This is a genomic window from Comamonas trifloxystrobinivorans (assembly GCF_043359985.1).
Taxonomy (GTDB): domain Bacteria; phylum Pseudomonadota; class Gammaproteobacteria; order Burkholderiales; family Burkholderiaceae_C; genus Comamonas; species Comamonas trifloxystrobinivorans.
This window is the reverse complement of record NZ_JBHZGV010000011.1, coordinates 165762-185566: the sequence shown is the minus strand read 5'-3', so window position 1 is coordinate 185566 and position 19805 is coordinate 165762. Positions and strand designations below refer to the sequence as shown.

Sequence of the window (19805 nt, the reverse complement as noted above, 5' to 3'; positions counted from 1 at the left end):
TGCTGCGAGATCAACTGACGCTGACTGCCACAAAGCGGCCGTTCCAGGCTGGCTTGAGCAGACGGACCATGCGCGCCTCTTTATGATGACCACCACACCACCAAACTAAGGCTTACGTCAATACGGGAGAAGACATGAAGGTTGTCCGGCTGACCATCTCGAACTTTCGCGGCATCAAGTCGGTGGAGCTCCTGTTCGACGGACACACCCTGATGGTGGGCTCCAACAATGTCGGCAAGAGCACGCTCTGCGAAGCCCTCGACCTGGTCTTGGGCCCCGACCGGCTCAACCGCTTCCCTCCGGTCGATGAGTTCGACTTCTACAACGCTGAATACCTGGCCCCCGCCACCGAAGAAGGCGCGGAGCAGGCGCCGATTCCGCTTCGGATCGAGGCCGTCCTCATCGAGCCCGGCGCCGAGATCGGAGCCAAGTGCGGCGGCAACATCGAGTTCTGGCATGTGGCCGAGCAAAGGCTGCTCGGGCCGGGAGAAGCCGACGCCGCCAATCCGCCTGATGCCGTGCCCTGCCTACGGATCGAGACCATCGGCCAATACAACCCCGAGGAAGACGAGTTCGAGGCCCGGACCTACTTCTCGCACAGCCCCGATGCCCCTCCCGGCGAGCTGACCAAGGTCCCCAAGGGGATCAAGAGGCTGTTTGGTTTCCTCTACCTGCGCGCGCTTCGGACCGGCTCGCGGGCGCTGAGCTTGGAGCGCGGGTCGCTTCTCGACATCATCCTGCGGACCAAGGGCGTGCGCACCAGCCTGTGGGAGAAGACCATCGAGCGCCTGCGCGGCCTCGACATCGAAGCCGACGCGACCGAGATCGCGCCGGTTCTGCGATCCGTGGAGAGGCGGCTGGCCCGCTACATCGCATTGGAGTCGCCCGGCAACGCCACCAAGCTGCATGTTTCGGAGCTCACGCGTGAGCATCTGCGCAAGACGATGACGTTCTTCTTGGCGCTGTCGGCGGACCAAGGACACGTCCCATTCCCCCACGCCGGCACGGGCACCATCAACACGCTGGTGCTCGCGCTGCTCTCCTTCATCGCCGACCTCAAGCCCGACACGGTCATCTTCGCCATGGAGGAGCCCGAGATCGCGGTGCCGCCGCACACCCAGCGACGCATCGCCCAATACCTGCTGACCAAGACGACGCAGGCCTTCGTGACCTCCCACTCGCCATTCGTGATCGAGAAGTTCGAGCCATCCAAGACACTGCTGCTGGCTCGCAATGCCGGCGTGGTCACGGCGCGAAAGGTCTCCGACGCCACCGGCCTCAAAGACAACGACTACAAGCGCTTCTCTCGCTCCGGCCTGTCTGAATGCATGCTGGGACGAGCAGCCATCGTCGTCGAAGGCGTTACCGAGTTGCATGCGATGCCCGTCGTCGCGCGGCGCATGGAGGAGAGCGATCCCAACTTGCAGCCGCTGGACATCGCGGGTGTGGCCTTCTTCGACGCTGATGGTGAGTCGAACATGCCCAAGTTCGGAAAGTTCTTCAAGACGCTGGGGTTACGCACCTTCGCCTTCTACGACCTTGACTACAAAAAGAAGCGCAAGGCCGAGCAGGCGCAGGCTCTGGCGGACAACTTCGAAATCAATGTCGAGCACGCCTACAAGGGCTTCGAAGACCTCGTCGTTGCGGAGGTGCCCGTGGATCGGCTGTGGTCCTTCCTGTCGGGCCTAAAAGCCAATGATGAGAACGGCAACGTCGCCATCCCCGATGCGCGCCCGAACGACGACGCGGTCAAGGCCATCGCCAAAGAAGCCCTCGGCGGCAACAAGGGCGCCGGCTGGTCGGCGCGCCTGTTCGAAGAGTGCGAGCTCCACGAGCTGCCGGCCACGGTGACGAAGTTTCTGTCGTCAGTGTTCGCACTGTTCCCACCTCCACCCCCGATCGAAGACGGCGATGGAGCAGCACCCGAACCGGCCGCCGCTGCTGCCGCTCCATGAACGAGCCTTGCAAGCTGCGCGAAAGCGTCATGGCTTGCGAGGGCCATGCCTTGGTCATCGGCGGCCCCGGCAGCGGCAAGACGACGCTCGCGCTGCGCAAGGCGGTCAAGCGGATTCGCGACGGCATGCTTCCGGGTCAGTCGGCCTTGTTCCTGAGCTTCTCGCGGGCGGCAGTGGCGCGCATCTTGGATGCCGCCAAGCTCGAGTCCACCAAAGCCGAACAGGAGCAGCTCTCCATCCAGACGTTCCATTCGTTCTTCTGGGACATCCTCAAAGCCCACGCCTACCTGCTTGGGGCACCGCATAGGCTCTCGATCTTGCTGCCACACGACGAGAAGGCCCTGTCGGGCGGCCTCGGCGACGAAGACGAAGGCTGGGACGAGTGGCTCGTCGAGCGTGAGCGGCTGTTTCGCGAAGAGGGGCGGATCGCGTTCGACCTGTTCGCGCCCAATGCGACAGCTCTGTTGGCTCGCAGCTCGCATCTTTTGGCGTCGATCGCCCATCGGCATCCCATCATCATCGTGGACGAGGCCCAGGACACCGGCCAGTACGCGTGGCAGTGCATCCAGATGCTCGCACCACACACGCAGGTGCTGTGCCTGGCAGACCTCGAACAGCAAATCTTCGACTACCTGCCAGGCGTCGGCCCGGAGCGCGTGATCGCCATCCGGGAGGCGTTGAAGCCGCACGAGATCGACCTTGGGACGCAGAACCACCGCAGCCCGGACTCCGAAATCTTGGCGTTCGGCAATGACATCCTGACGGCCAAGCCACGCGGCGCGCCCTACAAGGGCGTATCCGCCCTTGCCTACCGCCCCGAGAAGCCACCGCCGAACTGGAATCATCTGCTGCGCCGAGCCCTCGGGGAGCTCTTGAAATCAATTCGGGCTCAGAGCGACAAGAAGGTGGAGACGATCGCGATACTGGTCACCAACAACCGCAGTGCGTTGAAGATGTCCAACGCCCTCAACGCGTTGGGGGCCAATGTCGGGAAGCCGGTTCGGCACAAGCTGCTGTTCGACGAGGCCGAAGCGCTGCTGTCAGCCCGTTTCGCGGCCTTTCTGCTGGAACCCAAGGACCTCGCCAAACTGGAGGCCGATGTCGCCACCAGCATGGAAATGATCGCCGCCGCGAGGCGCGCGACGGGACAGGGCCGGAAGGAAGTCGCCAAACTCTTGGAGCAGGCCAACAAAATCAAGGGTGGCAAGGCCCTGAACATCAACATCGCCAACGCCCTGCGCGGCCTGATCTCAGGCTTGGCAGTCAACGATTTCAGCGGCGATCCCGCCGAGGACTGGCTCACCGTCAAACATGAGCTGCGGGCGACCAATCAAGACGAACTCACGCGGGTCGCTGCGCAGTTAGACTTCTTGGTGGCGTTCCGTCGGGGACATCGCATCTCGGCTGCCCTCTCTGATGAATGGCTTCGCGACGGCGCCTACACCAATGCCCGCACCGCCCTCGACCTGGCTCTCGCACAGGAGCAAATCCTCGACGGCGTGGAGCCGCCGATGGGCTTGCAAGTCATGAATTTCCACAAGGCCAAGGGCAAGCAGTTCGACGGAGTCATCCTCGTCCGCGAAGCTCGTCGGACCGGCCCCGCCGTCGAATCATCTTTCGTTTGGCGAGGCGACACCGCTCTGTATCCCAAAAGCCGACGTGTGCTTCGAGTCGGCATCACGCGAGCAAAAGTCCACACGCTCATCCTCGATCCGCTTTGGCCCCAATGTCCCCTGCTCAAGGGGCACAAGCTCTAAGGAAAACTCCTCGTCAGTCGGACTGGCGCGTGGCGTTATGACGTAGGACGATTGGCGACGGAGTTCTGCACGAAGACCAAGGTCATTCCCTCTTGAGCCGACCGGGCTGGTTACAGATTCCGACTGAGAGTTGTCGTTGACGAGGGGAATCGCTTCGCACGAGAAAGGTCAATGACAGGTTCCGGCAGCCGCTGACATTTGCTTTAGAACGGCGAACGACCGTGCCCAGCCTGAAGTGACCTCTGCCGTCCCCGGGTCGCCTTTGCAGCGGTTGCTGCCAGCCTCCGTCGAGGCTCGAAGGAACGCTTCGTTCCTGATTGCGGCCATTCGTCTGCGCTGCGGAACTGGCGACAGGTATCAAAGATGCGCTCGACTTCTTTTGTGATCACGCTAAGCGGCTCCAAGCTAGACCAATTGCGCGCAACTCGTGTTTGTAATACTGACCGCAGCGGTCGCCTGCCTGGCTGAGCGCAAGGGTTGGACATGCTCCACTAGTTTGATTTGAAGCCTCTGTATGGTCAAGGTGAAGAGATAGAACCCGGGATCTCGGCATTGCTGAGGTTCTGGGAGGTAAGTGATCCCGCTCTTCAATTGCTCGCTATACCTATAAAACTTCCAAAAGACGGCCTTGCGTGCGATTTTGTATTCACGACTTAGCGCATGCGCACATGACAGCTGACTTTGGCCGACGGCGGGGTTTCGGTTTATCGCGTAGTTTGATTTTTCCCAGATTGAATTTCGATGTTCCCGTTTTGGGAATGTGGTAGAGTTCTTGCCATGAAGCTCGTTGGAAAAAACGCTCTTGCAGACTTTGAGGCACCTGTACTCGCGAAGCGCCGACTGACGCTGTGGTGCAAGGAAGTCAGCGCAGCGAAGTGGCGCGACCAGAAGGATCTACTGGAGCAGCATCCTAGTGCGCGTGCAAGCGGCAATACGGTGCGCTTTAGCTTCGACGCGCAGGGCGTATACGTGGATGCGTTGGTTTGCTATGCGGCTGATGTAGTTTGTATCGAGCGAGTTGGAGTTGTGGAAGGACTTTCAGTGTGAAGAGGGCCGAAAACCCCGTTGCGGACATTGAGATCCGTGTAATTCGTAACGAGCGCCAGTACGAGGAATGCCTGCAATTGCTGCGCTCCCTCATGGCCTCTGCCAGCAACGGCGCCAAGCCGAACGATGAGCTGGAGCTATTGGCCATGGTTCTTGAGCGTTACGAAGAAGAGCGCTATGCACTCACGTCCATCGATCCGGTGGACGCCATTGCTCTCAAGATGGCTGAGTTCGGCTGGAGTCAAAAGGATTTGGCAACTGCGCTGGGAAGTGCTTCTCGCGCCTCCGAAATCCTCAATCGCAAGCGTGCGCTGAGCATTGAGCACATCCGGGTGCTGCATCGTGAACTGAAGATTCCCGCCGAGGTGCTGATCGGCCAGTCCCAGCCCAGCGACACGTTCACGGACGAGGACCTTAAGAAGCTGCCTCTGAAGGAGATGATTCGGCGTGGCTGGTTAGGCAGCCAATCCCTGGATGCTCAGGGGGCCTTGGCACAGGTCAAAGACTTTCTCGCACGGGTGTCGCTCGGCGCGACGCCTGTTTTCATGCGTCGGTCAGTATACGGCGGGATCGACGAGAGCACGCGTCTGAGCACTTACGCCTGGCTTTCCCGGGTCGTTTTGCGTGCACGCCAGGAACAGCGCCATAGCACGCGGTTCATTCCCAACTCATTGTCGACGGAGTTTATGCAGCAGGTTGCTAAGCTGAGCTGCACGGACCAGGGGCCGGCCCTAGCGCAAGAGTTTCTGGCCATGAAGGGCATCTCACTCGTGGTGGAGCGAGAACTTTCTGGCATGAAGCTGGACGGTGCGGTGGTTCGCGACGACGACGGTTCGCCCATCATCGGCATGACGTTGCGGCATGATCGGCTGGATTCATTCTGGTTTACCTTGATGCACGAGCTGGCCCACTTGCAAAGACATCTGGGGAGCCAAGCTATTGCCTTTGTAGATGACATCGGCAATGTCGATTCAACTGACCAGAGAGAGCGCGAGGCGGATGCGATCGCTGCTGAAGTCTTAATTCCGCGTGCCGTATGGGGGCGCTCAGATGCGGCACGCCGTCGTACGGGTGACGCTATAGAGAGCTTGGCGAGTGAATTGCGGATTAGCCCCGCCATCGTGGCCGGGAGGATCCGGCGAGAAACGAACAACTGGAAAATTCTGACCAAGTACCTGGGTCAGGGCGAGGTTCGGCGTCATTTCCCGAACGTTGTGTGGGACTAGCAATCATGAAAATACTGATGCCCCCGGTCTATATGCCGGTACTTCGGACGAAAAACGGTGAGAAGCAGGCTCTGCTCAACCTTGAGCCGAAGGACAAGGCAAGGCTTCTGCCGCTGTTCGACGTGCAGGCGCCTGAATCCGGCGCGCCCGTTGACGATCAGCTCGACATAGCTGTGGAGTTCGTTTGCGAAGCCTGGGCAACCAAGCAGGAGTTTTTGCTGGACATCTCTCAGCTAGCGTCAGATCTTCGCACCACCAGCGGAATGCACCCACTTCAGTATCTGGCGATGGCATTTGAACAGGCCTCGTTCCAGCCGACGATGTGCTTTGCCTTTGACCGCAGTGACGACGCCTATGAAGCCGCGTTCTTAGCTGCAGTGGAGGGGCAGGGTGAATCGGCGAAAGCTGCGTTCCGGCTGCAACAACATGACCTGTTGCTGTGGGAGGAAACACTAAGCCGACTGAATGCCCTGCGTGCGGCATTACGCATTGCACCAGAGAGACTGACGGTCATTGCTGACATGCAGTCCCTCCGTGGCCCACAGTCGGTGGACGCGTCAGTGTTGAAGGGGCGTTTCAAGGACTTGGCGGCACGTGGCTTTGGGCGGCTTGTCATGTTGGGCTCGAACATGCCCGAGTCGCAAAATCTACCGAAAGACGAAGAGTTGGAGGTTCGACGACTTGAAGTTGACATCTGGGAAGCGCTTCGGCCCGACGTACCAGCACTGATTTTTGGTGACTACGGCATCGTCCATCCGACATCTGTCTACATCCCGCACTCTGGCATGGCCATCCCGGCACCGAAGGCGAAGTACACCTTGCCCACGCGTTGGCAGATTATCAAAGGGCACCTGCCTAAGAAAGGCGAAGCCAGCCAGTACTATAAAATCGCCCGGGCACTGGTCAATGCTGCCTGGTTTCAACCCAATGATTTCGGATGGGGAGCCGAGAACATTAGGGAAATCGCAACAGGAAACCGTGGCAAGCGGGGCAGCAACACAGATTGGGTGGCCTACACAACGGAGATCCACCTTGCCATGACGGTCCGGCAGATGCTAGTGGCAGTTCGGACTGCCACGGAATTGCCAGCTGCAAATAAAGTGACTTAGCAGGCCGCTGGTTGGTTGAGCCTCCAGCGAACGTAGCGGCAATCGAGTTACCGGGAGTTCAACGTGACTCTCGCCGCAGAATATCCGTGGAAATGGCGCAGCAGGTCGCAAACAAGGCGTCCAGCACGGCTTTAAGCTTACTGACGTCGTACGTGCCGTTTTCGATGGCCTCTATGCTCGCTCCGTAGAAGGCTTTGGCGTAGCTTTCCTTGAAGTCCAGCGCTCCTTGATAGATGCCCATTGACTCCTTGAAGTTGGTCCACGTTACTTGCGCTTCGGGTCGGCCGGCTAGACGTAGATCCAAATAGCACTCGATGGCCGCAGCCCGACCGTTGATGTCAGTGCGCATAATACCGCTTGGGCCGCGTGCTGGGAAATCGCGCAATTGATCGAGGTCAGGCAGCAGCATTGACCGCATGTTGACCGGGAAGCTGAACCGCTGCAGGCTGCGATACGCATCAGTACCCTCGGCGTCGTTGTCGAAGACGAACACCACACGGTTGTGGACGTCGATCTTGACAAGGCCTTCGGCGAACTTGGCTAGACTGCCTGTACCCGAGAAGGGATGTCGCTCCTCAATGTCAATGAACCTGAAGAAGTCCCCGACGTCTGGCCGAAGCAGCGAAAGGCCTCGCTTCAGGATGTGTGTGTCGGACGTCCCCTCGGTCGCCAGCAAAAAGGTCTGTGCACGACGGGCGCCGGCGACGAACTCTTCGTTCTTTGCCCAGCCGGCAGCAACGAAGTTCCCGTAATCCCAGACAACGTCCAGCGTTAGGTTTGCAGGGTTCTCGGCGAGAACGCGCAGCACTGAATAAGGACATAAGAAGCCGATGAGGCCACCGAAGTGGCTGCGTTCAGAGTAACCGTCGACGTCGCGATCCTGATCACCTTGAGGCAACAAATCCACGGCTGGATCGGCCGCCAATCGGGCGCGCCATTGCTCGGACCCGGACTCAGTGTCCGGCCGGTATTCGTCGTCAAGGTCAGATACCGGATACTTGCGGATGAACTCGACGAACTTCGCGAATTCCAGTCGCGCGGGCCGAGTGGGTGATGGCATTCCATCGTCCTCGTCATACCACTCTGCGTCCTGTGTCACCTGCATTTCGTACTCCGCCTTGACTGTGGCCAGCGAGTACCCGAGCAGCTCGAGCCGCGGCAACATCGAGCCGAGCGAACGACAAAAGCAAGTCTCGCTTTGCGCAGGATCCTCTTCAGGGTGCTCGTCGTAGTATCTGTAGTCGATGTCGGGATGGCGGCGACGCTGGCGATCAGATTCCTGAAACAGCATCCCGTGGTCGACGCCGATTTCCCACTTATTGAAAGTGAGAGTAATTGCACCCACAGTCAACGTGATTGGTGTTGTCATTGGCGGCTGAGCTTTTGAAGAATGGATGGAAACAGAATATCGCAGACTAAGCTTGGCAACTGGCACCGGAGCCAAGTGACGGTGACCACGTTGCTGGGCTGCCACGCTTGTGCAGAAGCGAGTGGCGCTCAAATGGAAGAATCGGCCGATGACCGCTTCCGTAACGCTCTCTCCAGTCGCGCAGTTGCTAGAAGGCACTTGGTAGATGCCCTGGTTGGGGTCCAATGTGCAGCGATGCAGTTAGCCGAAGGTCCTATGTGAACCGACTGGGCTGATCTAGATACTTTTGAGTCAATGGCCGAAATCGGACGGAGCGGACTTTGGCTGGAGAAATCCGAATGTCTCAGTCCAGCCTTTACCTGTCCCACAAATAAATAATTTTCAGCAATATATCCTTGACGGGATGCGAGACAGGCTCTCTTTGAACTGACGCAGCATCGATCTCAATTTGTAGTTTGTCCCTCATGTCAGCGCCCTTGGCTTCGTGCCCTGGGCGCTTTTTTACGTCAGGAGTTTTCATGTCACTTCAATGTTCTCGCTGCCAGTCAACCAATGTACGTAGCAAAGGCACAGCCAAGCGAATCGGCCAGCGAGTAGGTGGTGCAGCAGGCACTGTCACAGGCGTAGCTGGAGTAGTGCAAGGCGCGTCAACTGGTGCTTCCGTTGGAATGGTCGCGGGCCCAGTGGGCAGTGCCATCGGCTCATTGCTCGGCGCACTCATCGGTGGTGTCGTTGGCGGCACTGTCGGCCAGGAAGTCGGTGGGCGTATCGGTGAGCAAATCGATCAGACCTATCTCGATAACTATGTGTGCCAGGACTGCGGCCACACCTTTCATGTTTGATAAATAAGGAGTTCTTTCATGTCTCATCTCGTCGAAACCATGGCCTACACAGGCCAAACCCCTTGGCACCAATTGGGCCACGCGCTGCCCAAGAAGCAATCCATCGATGTTTGGGCGCAAGCCGCAGGCATGCAGTGGAAAATCCAGGAAACACCCGTGCGCTATATGGCAAACGGTGATGCTGATGAACTCTATGGCGAAGCCTTGGAGTTCCCAGAACAGAAGGTGCTCTACCGCAGCGATACCCATGCTGCTCTTTCGGTGGTCAGTCAACGCTACAAGGTGGTTCAGCCCCAAGAGGTGCTGGAGTTCTATCGTGATCTTTCCGAAGTCGCGGGCTTTGAGCTGGAAACCGCTGGCGTGCTCAAGGCAGGCCGTCGTTTCTGGGCGTTGGCGCGTACCGGAAAATCCGCATGCCTGAAAGGCAACGATGTCGTTCACAGCTATCTGTTGCTCGCCACATCATGCGATGGAACGCTTGCCACGATGGCGATTCCCACGTCAGTACGCGTTGTCTGCAACAACACTTTGGCGATGGCATTGCAAGGTGCAAATGCTGGGGCCATCAAAGTGCCGCATTCCACGCATTTCGATGCACTGGCAGTTAAGCGGCAGTTGGGCGTTGCTGTCGGCCAGTGGGACAGCTTCATGTACCGCATGAAGACACTGGCAGAGCGCAAGGTCAAAACCCACGAGGCGATGAACTACTTCCTCAAGGTGATCTGCCAGACAGATCAACTGGGGGAGGGCGGAGGTTCAGGTGTATCGGGACTTGCCAATGAGCGTGCTCTCAAGAAGGTGCAAGCCTTGTTTGAGGGACACGGTCGAGGCGCTGAACTGCAGGCCGCTAAAGATACTGCATGGGGTTTGCTCTGTTCCGTGACGGAGTTCGTAGACCACGAGAAGCAAGCACGCAGCCAGGACAACCGTCTGGACAGTGCCTGGTTCGGTCAAGGCGCGTTGCTCAAACAGCGTGCACTGGAACACGCCCTTCAATTGGTTGCGTGAGTTCAAGTATTCGGAGAACCTTGCTCGTTCATTTCCAATCAACCCATTCATTCACATACAAGACAAAGCCCTCGCCATTGCGGTGAGGGCTTTGTGCTTTGTGGGGATGTGAAATCTTCAGGAGGCACTATGCCTATTACCGTTTCAACACCGGCAGTGCAGGTCACTGCAGAGAATTCAACAAACTCCCGTCCCGCGCTTCGATTGGTATCCACCAAGAACATGCCGCGTGAAACCTGGCTGGATGTCCGGCGCAAGGGCATTGGTAGCTCGGATGCGGCTGCTGCGGTGGGGCTCAGTCCGTATCAGTCGCAATTGGAATTGTGGATGCATAAAACAGGCAAGGGCGATCTCTTGCCGCCAGTGGACCCCAATGATGAAACAAGCCCCATGTATTGGGGAACGCTACTGGAGCCCATCGTGGCAGCGCACTACACAAAACGTACCGGCAATCGGGTACGCCGTGTGAATGCGGTGCTCGGGCATCCAGACGTTCCATGGATGCTCGCCAATATCGACCGTGAAGTCGTCGGTGCACCGGATGTACAAATCCTCGAATGCAAGACCGCTGGTATCAACGGCGCAAAGCTATGGAAGGACGGTGTGCCGGAATATATCCAGCTGCAAGTCATGCATCAGCTTGCAGTCACTGGTAAGCAAGCGGCAGATGTAGCAGTGCTCATATGCGGGCAGGAATTGCAAGTCCATCGCATTGAACGCGACGAAACCATGATTGCCCAATTGATTGCCCTGGAGGCGCAATTCTGGGAACTGGTCAAGTCAGAGCAACAACCACCTGTCGATGCATCGGACAGCGTTGCAACTGCATTGCGATGCTTGTATCCGCAAGACTCTGGAGAAGATATCGATTTTTCTGATGACGAGGCTGCATCCAGTGCCTTCGCACAGCTTCAACAGATTCGACATCTGATGAACGATTGGGAGTCCCAGGAGGCATTGCTCAAGCACCAGATTCAACAACGGATGGGCGCAGCCAGCTTTGCCAGATTCGCTGAAGGCTCGGTGAGCTGGAAGCGAAGCAAGGACAGCAAGGTCTTCAATGCCGCGCTCCTTCAGCAAGAACAGCCAGAGATTGCCAAGGCCTATATGAGCACAAAGCCAGGTTCCCGGCGATTTCTGCTCCATGCAGATAACTGAACACTACATACAACCAACCCAACGCATAGGACCCGTCCGCCAGTGAAGGCAGACGGGTCCTATGCATTTTTGAAGGAGAGAAACATGATCAAAGGTCTGATGATGACGCCCCCGGTAGTGGGGCGCATTTCGATTGGTCGAGTTGTCGAACGCAACGGCAAACGCCTTCCGGAAAAGGACGACGAATTCACCATCACCACTCAGGTGCAAAGCCGCAATGGTTGGATGCTGCATCCCATGGATGGCATTCTGCGCAGAGAGTTGGATGATCGTCAGTTGATGACTACAGGCGTTGAAGTCAAAGAGCTTCCGCATTTGCCTGAAGAATTTTCTGCATCGGCACAAGCCCCCGCAACGCTCCGCTCCAAGCTGGCGAAACGGGCAACCGATGCAAGGAAAGCCCAGACCACTGCATCGGGTAGTGTGGAGATCGATTCTGCAAACGTGCATGAGGAAGCACCTTCGAAAGCAGCGGCGGTGCGAGCCAAATTGCGCAGCATTCCAGTGAGGGTTTTGTTCAATGATCCCGCGCTGAATCTTCGTGCCAACTACACATTGTTTGATCGAGCCACCGCACGACCTATTTGCGTGGGTGATGGTCAAACATGCAAGCGCATGACGGCCAAAGGCATCGAGTCCATGCCATGCGAAGGCCCCGATCTCTGTGCCTTGGCGATTGAAGGCGGCTGCAAACCCTTCGGTCGTTTCCATGTTCGCATTGATCATCCAGATTGCCAGGCGGATGCGTTGAGTACCTTTGTGCTGAGAACGACAGGTATCAATTCCATGCGTACATTGCTGACACGCATGCAGTACTTGCAAGCAGTGAGTGGAGGACTGCTGGCCTACTTGCCTTTGGAAATCCGCCTGCGTGCCAAATCAACGGCGATGTCTCGCAGAACGCCGATCTACTACGTGGATATCGGTATTCGAGATGGGATCTCGTTGGATACGGCCATTGGTCAAGCCATGGATGCTGCAGAGAACTCCAAGAAAACGGGTCACAATCAGGATGCATTGGAGAACGCTGCAAGAACGGGATATGCGCTCGGATTGTTTGAAGAACTGAGCGCGGAAGCTGCTGAGATTGTTCAGGAGTTTTATCCATCCAGTTCGGACGCAGTCATTGGCAGTGAACCGTCAAGAAGGATGCGGCAGGAGGTCCGTCATGGCTGACGACGTCCAATTTGAAGGCGTGCAGCACCACTACATGCGTGGCCTGTGCTTTGACAGTTTGTGGAGCTATCAAACACGTTCACGATCTGGCAGAGCAGTTTGTTCGTATCTGGACTTGGGGGCGGATGCTTATCCCTGGTCGCAAGAAGACGATCCCGAAGGAGCAGGGTGGTGTGTACGTTGCTGTGCATCTGTTCTGAGCCAGCGTCTTGTGTCGCTGACTCACATGCAAAACGTGGCAATTCCAACTGGAGAGCCCGCGATTCTGGTCTCTGTCTTGCATCAGCTACTGCCAAAATGTGAAATCGATGTTCGTCACACGATCGATAAAACGGCAATGGCCGAGATTCTCAACGTTATTGGAAGTGGAGGGGGTGTGCTTGCACGTATGGAGCGACAGCATCAACTGCGTCAGATATTGCCGTATTGGGTGTGGATCGTTGGCGTGGAAACAAAGCCGGTTCCACTTTGCTTATCGGGTATGCAAACCCAAGCGCTTTTGATGGTCGGGCGGGAGCTAAGCCCGCCATGGACGTCGGGCTACGGTGCCAAAGCTAGATTGGTTGGCATAGGAGAATGGATGATCCGCAGCGTGGATGGTCAAGCATGGAGTGGGGCATTCAGTTCAATGATTTGTTTGCGGCCGAGGTGAAACTATCTGAAAAAATTCCATCCTACAGCTCGCTCTCGGGCAAGTGATGGGTGGATTTTTTTTTGTTGAATATGCTCATCCTCCAGAATTAGAAATCAAGGCGTAGATTGAGCCTGTTGAGCTGGCAAACATTGCAGCAATGTCATCTTCCAGTTGTGATTTGGTCAGGGTGATTTTTCAACAATGGAGCCATCTCGAAAGCAAGTGCTTCGAGGTGAAGTCAACCAACTTGAAAGGCTCCCGAACCATGAACAAGACCCGCAACTCTCTTCTCGCTGTAGTGGCTGTCGCTGCGATGTCCCTCCTCGGTGCAAACGCAGCTTTCGCCAGCGGCTACGTTCACTCAGCTAACTCAGAGAAGGGCTATGTCACTCAGCCAGAGCATTTCAAGAGCGAGCGCTCTCGTGCAGAAATACAAGCGGAGGCAGCGGAATTTGCCAAGAAGGGTGGCTCGGATCGCTTCCGTGATAGCAACTATCCACCGAACGATATGACTCAGGCGTCTACCAAGACGCGCGCTGAAGTCACCAGTGAGTTCCTCAACATGTCTGCTGCACAGCGCAAGGCGATGAACGAGATGTATCGAGGCAATTGAAGCCTGGAGTCTCAAATTTCCGTCTTCGCATGACCGGGTGGCAGGGCGCTTGACCTACAAAGTCTTTGACAGGGTTTCTGCCATCATCCATCACCAAGTTCATGGTCGTAGGCATTGCGCCTGCGACACGCGCAAAAACCAACATATCGAATGCCCGACATGACCGAGAAACGCAAGCTGGATAGACCCGCTTCTTCACAGGACGCTGAAGACTCGCATGACGAGTCCGGTGACCATCAACATGAACATGGCGGTCTTTTCGGTGCCAACACCGAGATGATTTTTGCATTGCTGTGCGGTGCATTGCTTGGAGTTGGCGCGCTTCTTCCGAAGCTGACCAATGTTCCAAGCTGGTTGCCGCTGACGTGTTTTGTCTTGGCCTACTTTTTCGGCGGTTTTTACACGCTGCGCGAAGCCATTGACAACATCAAGCTCAAGCGGTTTGAAATCGACACGCTGATGCTCGTTGCTGCCGCAGGCGCTGCTGCGCTGGGTTCATGGGCAGAAGGTGCCTTGCTCTTGTTTCTGTTCAGCCTGGGACATGCGCTGGAGCACTATGCAGTGGGTCGTGCAAAGCGTGCCATCGAAGCCTTGGCCGAACTGGCACCCGACACGGCGACCGTTGTGCGTGATGGGCAGACCATGGAGATTCCAGTTGCAGAATTGGTGGTTGGCGATACCGTTGTTGTCAGGCCGAACGAGCGTCTGCCTGCGGATGGATTCATCGTCAAAGGCTCATCGGCAATCAACCAGGCGCCAGTGACCGGGGAGAGTATTCCTGTCGACAAACGCCCTGTTGATGACGCTGCTGTGGCGCGCACCAGGCCTGATCTGGTGGATTCCGCCTCCAAGGTTTTCACGGGAACCATCAACGGTACTGGCAGCATCGAGATTGAAGTCACGCGCAAATCCAGCGACTCGGCATTGGCTCGTGTGGTGAAAATGGTCAGTGAAGCCGAAACACGCCAATCTCCGACCCAGCGTTTCACCGACAAGTTCGAACGGATTTTTGTGCCAGCGGTACTCGCACTGGCGTTCATTCTCTTGTTCGCCTGGGTGGTCATTGACGAGACATTCAGGGACAGCTTCTATCGCTCCATGGCGGTGCTCGTGGCAGCAAGCCCATGTGCACTGGCGATTGCTACTCCGAGCGCGGTGCTCTCGGGCATTGCACGGGCAGCACGAGCGGGTGTTCTCATCAAAGGCGGTGCGCCGCTGGAAGAACTGGGCTCACTCAATGCGATGGCATTCGACAAGACCGGAACGCTCACCGAAGGTCGTCCACGGATTACGGATGTTGTACCTACCTCGGGAACCACTGAACAAGAGCTGATGACTGTGGCTGTGGCCGTTGAATCGCTGAGCGACCACCCACTGGCAGCGGCAATCGCTCGTGATGGATTGGCTCGACTTGGCGGGGTTCAACCACCGGCAGCGGATGGGTTGAACAATCTCATCGGACGCGGTGTAACAGCCAAGCTGAATGGAGAAACAGTCTGGATCGGCAAGGCTGAAATGTTCGGCGTCGATGGCGTTCCTGCACTGAGGGCCGAAGTTCAAGGTGCAATCCAGAACTTGCGGGATAACGGTCGTACCACCATGGTTGTGCGCAAGGGAGACAGAGATCTTGGTGCCATCGGATTGCTCGATACGCCGCGTGAAGGTGCGCAGCAAGCATTGCAGGAACTGCGTTCGCTCGGCATCTCCCGGATGATCATGATTTCCGGAGACCATCAGAAGGTGGCCACGGCTGTTGCCAAACAAGTGGGACTTGACGAAGCCTGGGGCGATTTGATGCCTGAAGACAAGGTGGAAGCCATTCGCAAGCTCAGGCAGGAAACCAAGGTCGCCATGGTGGGCGATGGAGTGAACGACGCGCCTGCAATGGCCAATGCCACGGTGGGGATTGCGATGGGGGCCGCTGGCTCGGACGTGGCTCTAGAGACCGCAGACGTAGCGCTCATGGCTGATGATCTGCGCCATCTGCCATTCGCTGTGGGGCTGAGTCGTCAGACACGCTCCATCATCCGGCAGAACGTCTTCGTGAGCCTTGGAATCGTGGCGGTTCTGGTGCCTGCAACCATCATGGGAATGAGCATGGGTGTTGCGGTGGCTGTGCACGAGGGATCGACCTTGCTGGTCGTATTCAATGCTTTGCGGCTCTTGGCGTATCGGGACAGCCGCAGTTCATCGGCATTGAAGTGAGGCGGCCTTGAGCTTGGCAATGTAGCCCGCAAGACGTCATGTTGTTGCGGGCAGACTGTTGTGACTCGATGATGGAGACGGCAGCACCATTCCAAAGGTTGTCTTCCCGACCGCGGACTGTGCAAATGCCGTTCCCCCGTGCATCTTCGCGATGGCTTTGACGATGGCCAGTCCCAGTCCGTGGTTACGGTCGGTGTTGTGGCGCGATGTGTCCGCGCGATAGAAACGTTCGAAGAGATGGCGCAGGTGCTCGGGTTCAATGTCCGGGCCTGAGTTGGTCACCGAGATGACTGTTTCTGCGTGATCTCGTTGTTCACGGGTTTCAATCTGAATGACGATGCTGGACGCAGCGGTGGCGTAGCGAGTGGCATTGCTGAGCAGGTTTGACAGTGCGCGGCGCATCAGCGGGGCATCGATTTGCGCTTGCGCATCGCCGTGGACTTCCACTGTCAGATTGGCTTCCAGCGTGACGGCTTCATAGAACTCGACAACATCGTTCGCAACGGTGGCGAGACTTTGTACTTTGGTTTCTCTGGCACCCACTCCACGGTCGGCGCGAGAGAGAAACAGCATGTCGCCCACGATTCCTGCAATGCGCCGCAAGTCCTCCAGATTGGACTCCAGCACTTCACGCATTTCTTCCACCGATCTTGGTTTGCGCAGCACGACTTCGGTGCTTGAAATCAACGTGGCAAGTGGCGTATTCAATTCATGCGCCACATCGGCGTTGAATGATTCGAGTTGTCCGTAGGCATCCGAGAGCCGATCCAGCAATGCATTGAACTGAGTGACGAGCGGCAGAAGCTCCTGCGGCAAGGCATGGCCTTCCAGGCGGCGTTCAAAATCCTTGGCTGAAAGTTCGCTGATTTGCGTGACCAGCGATTGGATGGGGCGAAGGCCGTTGCGCACCAGCAGGCCGCCAATGACCGACAGAATCAGCGAGCCTGCAATCATCGACGCAAACAGTGTCCACGCGAGGGCTTGCAGCAAGGCATCGTCGGGCCGTCGATCCATGACGAGCGTGGCAGTCGCGTCGTGTCCATGATCAGCTTGAGACGACGAGATTCTTACCGCAAAGCTCCGTTGCAAGGTGTGCTCGGCACCCAGCGAGGGAACCCGGCTGTCGAACAGAACGCGTCCGTTGCTGCTGACGATCCGGATGGAGTAGTCCGCATGTCCGGCCAGAAAATCGGTCAGCATGTGATCCAGGGATTTGTCCTTGTGCTCGATGCTGTCATCGGCAAGAACATGCATCAGTGCTTGCTGCTTTTCATCCAGCATTTCCTTTTGTCGCGCAGCGAGTGTCGTGTCGAACACCAGATAGACGACGATGCTGACCACCCCCAGGCCCAGCATCGTGAGCAATGCAAGCCAGCGCGAAAGGCGTCGCCTCAGGTGAGGCACTGCAGCCGCCGGCTTCATGATGGGTCCCGACGTTCCAGCACGTACCCCATGCCACGAACCGTGTGCACGAGCGGAAAGTCAAAGGGGTTATCCACCTTCATGCGCAGTCGCCTCACGGCCACTTCCACCACATTGGTTTCACTGTCGAAATTCATGTCCCACACTTGCGAGGCAAGCTCGGTGCGGGAAAGCACTTCGCCTTTGCGGCGCAATAGCAAAGCCAGAAGATTGAACTCCTTGGCGGTCAAATCCAGACGCACTCCGGCCCGTGTGGCTTTGCGACGCACCAGATCAACGTCCAGATCGGCTTCTTTGAGCAGCGTTGGCTCCGAGGAAGTCTGGCTTGATTGGGCTCGTCGCAAAAGTACCTGAATACGTGCAACCAACTCGGAAAAGGCAAATGGCTTGATCATGTAGTCGTCGGCACCGCTTTGCAGCCCACGCACACGGTCTTCGACAGCGGATCGCGCCGTGAGCATCAGCACCGGCGTGGACTTCGATTGGCGCAGGGCGGCCAGCACTGCAAATCCGTCGATTCCTGGCAACATGCCATCCAGAACAATAAGGTCGTAGTCCATCTCCATCGCGAGATGCAGTCCGTCGATACCGTTTACGGCGACATCGACCGTATAGCCTTCCTCGGCGAGGCCCTTGCGCAGGTACTCGCCCAGTTTAGCTTCGTCTTCAACAAGAAGTAGTCTCATGTACACCATTTTCACGGATGTACCTGCATTTCGTAGATTACAAATTTGTCATCTTCCAGACGGCATTGTGTTCACTGCCAGTTTCTAAAGTTCGCGCAATTGCATCAGGAAACGGTCCGGACGGAAGTCATCTCTCGTGCAGTCGGCGGACTCTGATGCTGCTGACGACGCACGCTTTGACAGCCTCCATCCAGACATCGTGCGGCCAAGTTGGTCGCATGAAGTTGCCCTGTGCGCAAAACCAGGATTTCAGGAGTAACACATGGCTTCACCATTGCGTGGCCCGCTCGGGGCACGGTCACAGCGCAAACCCTATCCATTGCTTGTGGCATTGACGATCGCTTGCGCCTTTTCGGCCAATGCGGCAACCGATTCATCGACGCCTGAGTCCGTTGCTGCAACGGCTGCCAGCGCGTCACCTGCAAACATCTCGACCACCTTGGCAAGTGCATGGGACAAGGCCTTGTCTGCCAATCCCGGCCTGCGGGCAGCCCAGTTCGGTGCGGCTGCAACCGAGGGCGCGATCTTGCAGGCCAAGGCGAGGCCGAATCCGGAGTTGTCCTTCACCCAGGAAGACACACGCTCTTCGACGCGGACCAGCACGGTTCAGATCAATCAGGTGATCGAACTGGGCGGCAAGCGCGAGGCGCGTGTGCGCGTTGCCGAGAGCGAAAAGGCCGCTGCCAATGCCACGGTTTTTGAAACGCAAGCGGCACTTCGGCATCAACTGGTCAGCTATTTCAATGAACTGCTGCTTGCGCAGCAGCGTGTGTTGTTCGCGTCGAAGACCCACGAGTTGGCGACACAGGCATTCGATGCGGCGCAAAAGCGCGTTCAGGCGGGCAAGGTTGCTCCACTCGAAGCCAGCCGTGCGCAAGTCGCGCAAGCCAATGCGGCGCTGGAGCTGGAGCAGGCCAAACTGTCGATTGTTGTGGCTCAGCAGCATCTGGCGTCCTTGTGGGGCGGTCGGGCGTCTGAAGTGGGTGAGGCAAAAGGGGATTTCTCCAGCACGGCCAAAGTACCAACTGCCGACCAGCTGGAAACATTGATTGAGGAATCTCCAGCCATCGTTCTGGCGCGTCACATGCTTGACCAAAGCCGAGCTACCTCAGAACTGGAGCGCGCAAAGAGAGTGCAGGACCCGACGGTGAGCGTGGGCGTCAAGCGGGCGCAGGAAGTGGGCCGCAACCAAGTGGTTCTGGGTGTGAGCATTCCACTGCCGCTGTTTGATCGCAATGCAGGCAACCAGCTGCAAGCACTCAGAAGGGTGGATCAGGCCGAGCAGAAGCTGCAGGAGCAGCGGCTTGTGATTCAGTCCCAGGTGTTCGCTGCACGCCAGAAGCTGCTGTCCAGCAATCAACAGGTGGCGCTGCTCAATGACAAGGTCATTCCCACTGCGCAATCCGCTTATGACGTTGCAGTACGTGGATTCACATTGGGCAAATTCAACTTTCTGGATGTGCTGGATGCACAGCGCACCTTGTTCGACAGCCAGCGTCAGGTGCTTGACCAGCTGATGGCATCGCACACAGCGCGAGCAGAAATCGACCGCCTTTTGGGAACATCAGCCCAGGCCTTTGCAAACAATGGAATTTGAA

General features: G+C 57.3%; 16 protein-coding genes. 12 read left to right on the top strand and 4 right to left on the bottom strand.

The genetic code is table 11. From position 1 onward, the window contains the following. The first annotated feature begins 134 nt into the window (after positions 1–134). The 5 genes from ACFIQF_RS15210 to ACFIQF_RS15190 all read left to right on the top strand — a co-directional run bounded on the left by ACFIQF_RS15210 (position 135) and on the right by ACFIQF_RS15190 (position 7094). Positions 135–1955 (top strand): ATP-dependent nuclease, encoded by a 1821-nt coding sequence (locus ACFIQF_RS15210; RefSeq protein WP_011805659.1) that lies wholly within the window; start codon positions 135–137, stop codon positions 1953–1955. Then, positions 1952–3712 carry a UvrD-helicase domain-containing protein gene (locus tag ACFIQF_RS15205; RefSeq protein WP_011805658.1) on the top strand — a complete coding sequence of 587 codons (1761 nt, stop codon included), beginning with the start codon at positions 1952–1954 and terminating at the stop codon, positions 3710–3712. The genes ACFIQF_RS15210 and ACFIQF_RS15205 overlap by 4 nt, the downstream gene beginning before the upstream one ends. Positions 3713–4489: 777 nt before the next feature. Further along, positions 4490–4759, top strand: a complete 270-nt coding sequence (locus ACFIQF_RS15200) for a type II toxin-antitoxin system HigB family toxin (RefSeq protein WP_172734553.1) — start codon at positions 4490–4492, stop codon at positions 4757–4759. Further along, positions 4756–5985: an ImmA/IrrE family metallo-endopeptidase gene (locus tag ACFIQF_RS15195; protein WP_011805656.1), complete on the top strand. Its 1230-nt coding sequence runs from the start codon at positions 4756–4758 to the stop codon at positions 5983–5985. Before ACFIQF_RS15200 ends, ACFIQF_RS15195 begins: the two co-directional genes overlap by 4 nt. Positions 5986–5990: 5 nt before the next feature. Then, positions 5991–7094, top strand: a complete 1104-nt coding sequence (locus tag ACFIQF_RS15190) for a beta family protein (protein ID WP_011805655.1) — start codon at positions 5991–5993, stop codon at positions 7092–7094. 58 nt (positions 7095–7152) lie between these two features. Here the strand turns inward: ACFIQF_RS15190 and ACFIQF_RS15185 are convergent, their stop codons facing one another. Together ACFIQF_RS15185 and ACFIQF_RS15180 are read right to left on the bottom strand one after the other, a co-directional pair. After that, positions 7153–8463 carry a HEPN/Toprim-associated domain-containing protein gene (locus ACFIQF_RS15185; RefSeq protein ID WP_011805654.1) on the bottom strand — a complete coding sequence of 437 codons (1311 nt, stop codon included), beginning with the start codon at positions 8461–8463 and terminating at the stop codon, positions 7153–7155. 701 nt (positions 8464–9164) lie between these two features. Then, a complete protein-coding gene (locus ACFIQF_RS15180; protein WP_393944099.1) occupies positions 9165–9290 on the bottom strand; it encodes a hypothetical protein in 126 nt (41 codons plus the stop codon). Positions 9291–9323: 33 nt separating this feature from the next. Between ACFIQF_RS15180 and ACFIQF_RS15175 the strand changes: the two genes are divergently transcribed. From ACFIQF_RS15175 to ACFIQF_RS15150, 6 genes are all read left to right on the top strand, one after another. Beyond that, positions 9324–10313 carry a DUF932 domain-containing protein gene (locus tag ACFIQF_RS15175; protein ID WP_011805652.1) on the top strand — a complete coding sequence of 330 codons (990 nt, stop codon included), beginning with the start codon at positions 9324–9326 and terminating at the stop codon, positions 10311–10313. Between the two features lie 129 nt (positions 10314–10442). Continuing rightward, positions 10443–11471, top strand: coding sequence for a YqaJ viral recombinase family nuclease (locus tag ACFIQF_RS15170; protein WP_313297042.1), 1029 nt, complete (start codon positions 10443–10445; stop codon positions 11469–11471). An 84-nt stretch (positions 11472–11555) separates the two neighbouring features. After that, positions 11556–12647, top strand: a complete 1092-nt coding sequence (locus ACFIQF_RS15165) for a recombination directionality factor (protein WP_011805650.1) — start codon at positions 11556–11558, stop codon at positions 12645–12647. Beyond that, positions 12640–13299 carry a hypothetical protein gene (locus ACFIQF_RS15160; protein ID WP_011805649.1) on the top strand — a complete coding sequence of 220 codons (660 nt, stop codon included), beginning with the start codon at positions 12640–12642 and terminating at the stop codon, positions 13297–13299. The genes ACFIQF_RS15165 and ACFIQF_RS15160 overlap by 8 nt, the downstream gene beginning before the upstream one ends. Positions 13300–13546: 247 nt before the next feature. Further along, entirely contained in the window at positions 13547–13894 is a 348-nt protein-coding gene (locus tag ACFIQF_RS15155; protein ID WP_393944097.1) for a DUF4148 domain-containing protein, read from the top strand. A 159-nt stretch (positions 13895–14053) separates the two neighbouring features. Continuing rightward, positions 14054–16099, top strand: coding sequence for a heavy metal translocating P-type ATPase (locus tag ACFIQF_RS15150; RefSeq protein WP_313297052.1), 2046 nt, complete (start codon positions 14054–14056; stop codon positions 16097–16099). Positions 16100–16135: 36 nt separating this feature from the next. Here ACFIQF_RS15150 and ACFIQF_RS15145 read toward each other — a convergent pair whose 3' ends face one another. Together ACFIQF_RS15145 and ACFIQF_RS15140 are read right to left on the bottom strand one after the other, a co-directional pair. Continuing rightward, positions 16136–17521, bottom strand: coding sequence for a heavy metal sensor histidine kinase (locus tag ACFIQF_RS15145; RefSeq protein ID WP_313297055.1), 1386 nt, complete (start codon positions 17519–17521; stop codon positions 16136–16138). Continuing rightward, complete coding sequence (locus tag ACFIQF_RS15140) at positions 17518–18207, bottom strand: heavy metal response regulator transcription factor (protein ID WP_313297239.1); 690 nt, start codon at positions 18205–18207, stop codon at positions 17518–17520. The genes ACFIQF_RS15145 and ACFIQF_RS15140 overlap by 4 nt, the downstream gene beginning before the upstream one ends. Positions 18208–18469: 262 nt before the next feature. On the opposite strand from ACFIQF_RS15140, the gene ACFIQF_RS15135 reads away from it, so the two are divergent. Continuing rightward, the gene (locus ACFIQF_RS15135; protein ID WP_393944094.1) at positions 18470–19804 is read left to right on the top strand and encodes a TolC family protein; all 1335 of its coding nucleotides are present in this window, start codon (positions 18470–18472) and stop codon (positions 19802–19804) included. Position 19805 lies beyond the last annotated feature (1 nt).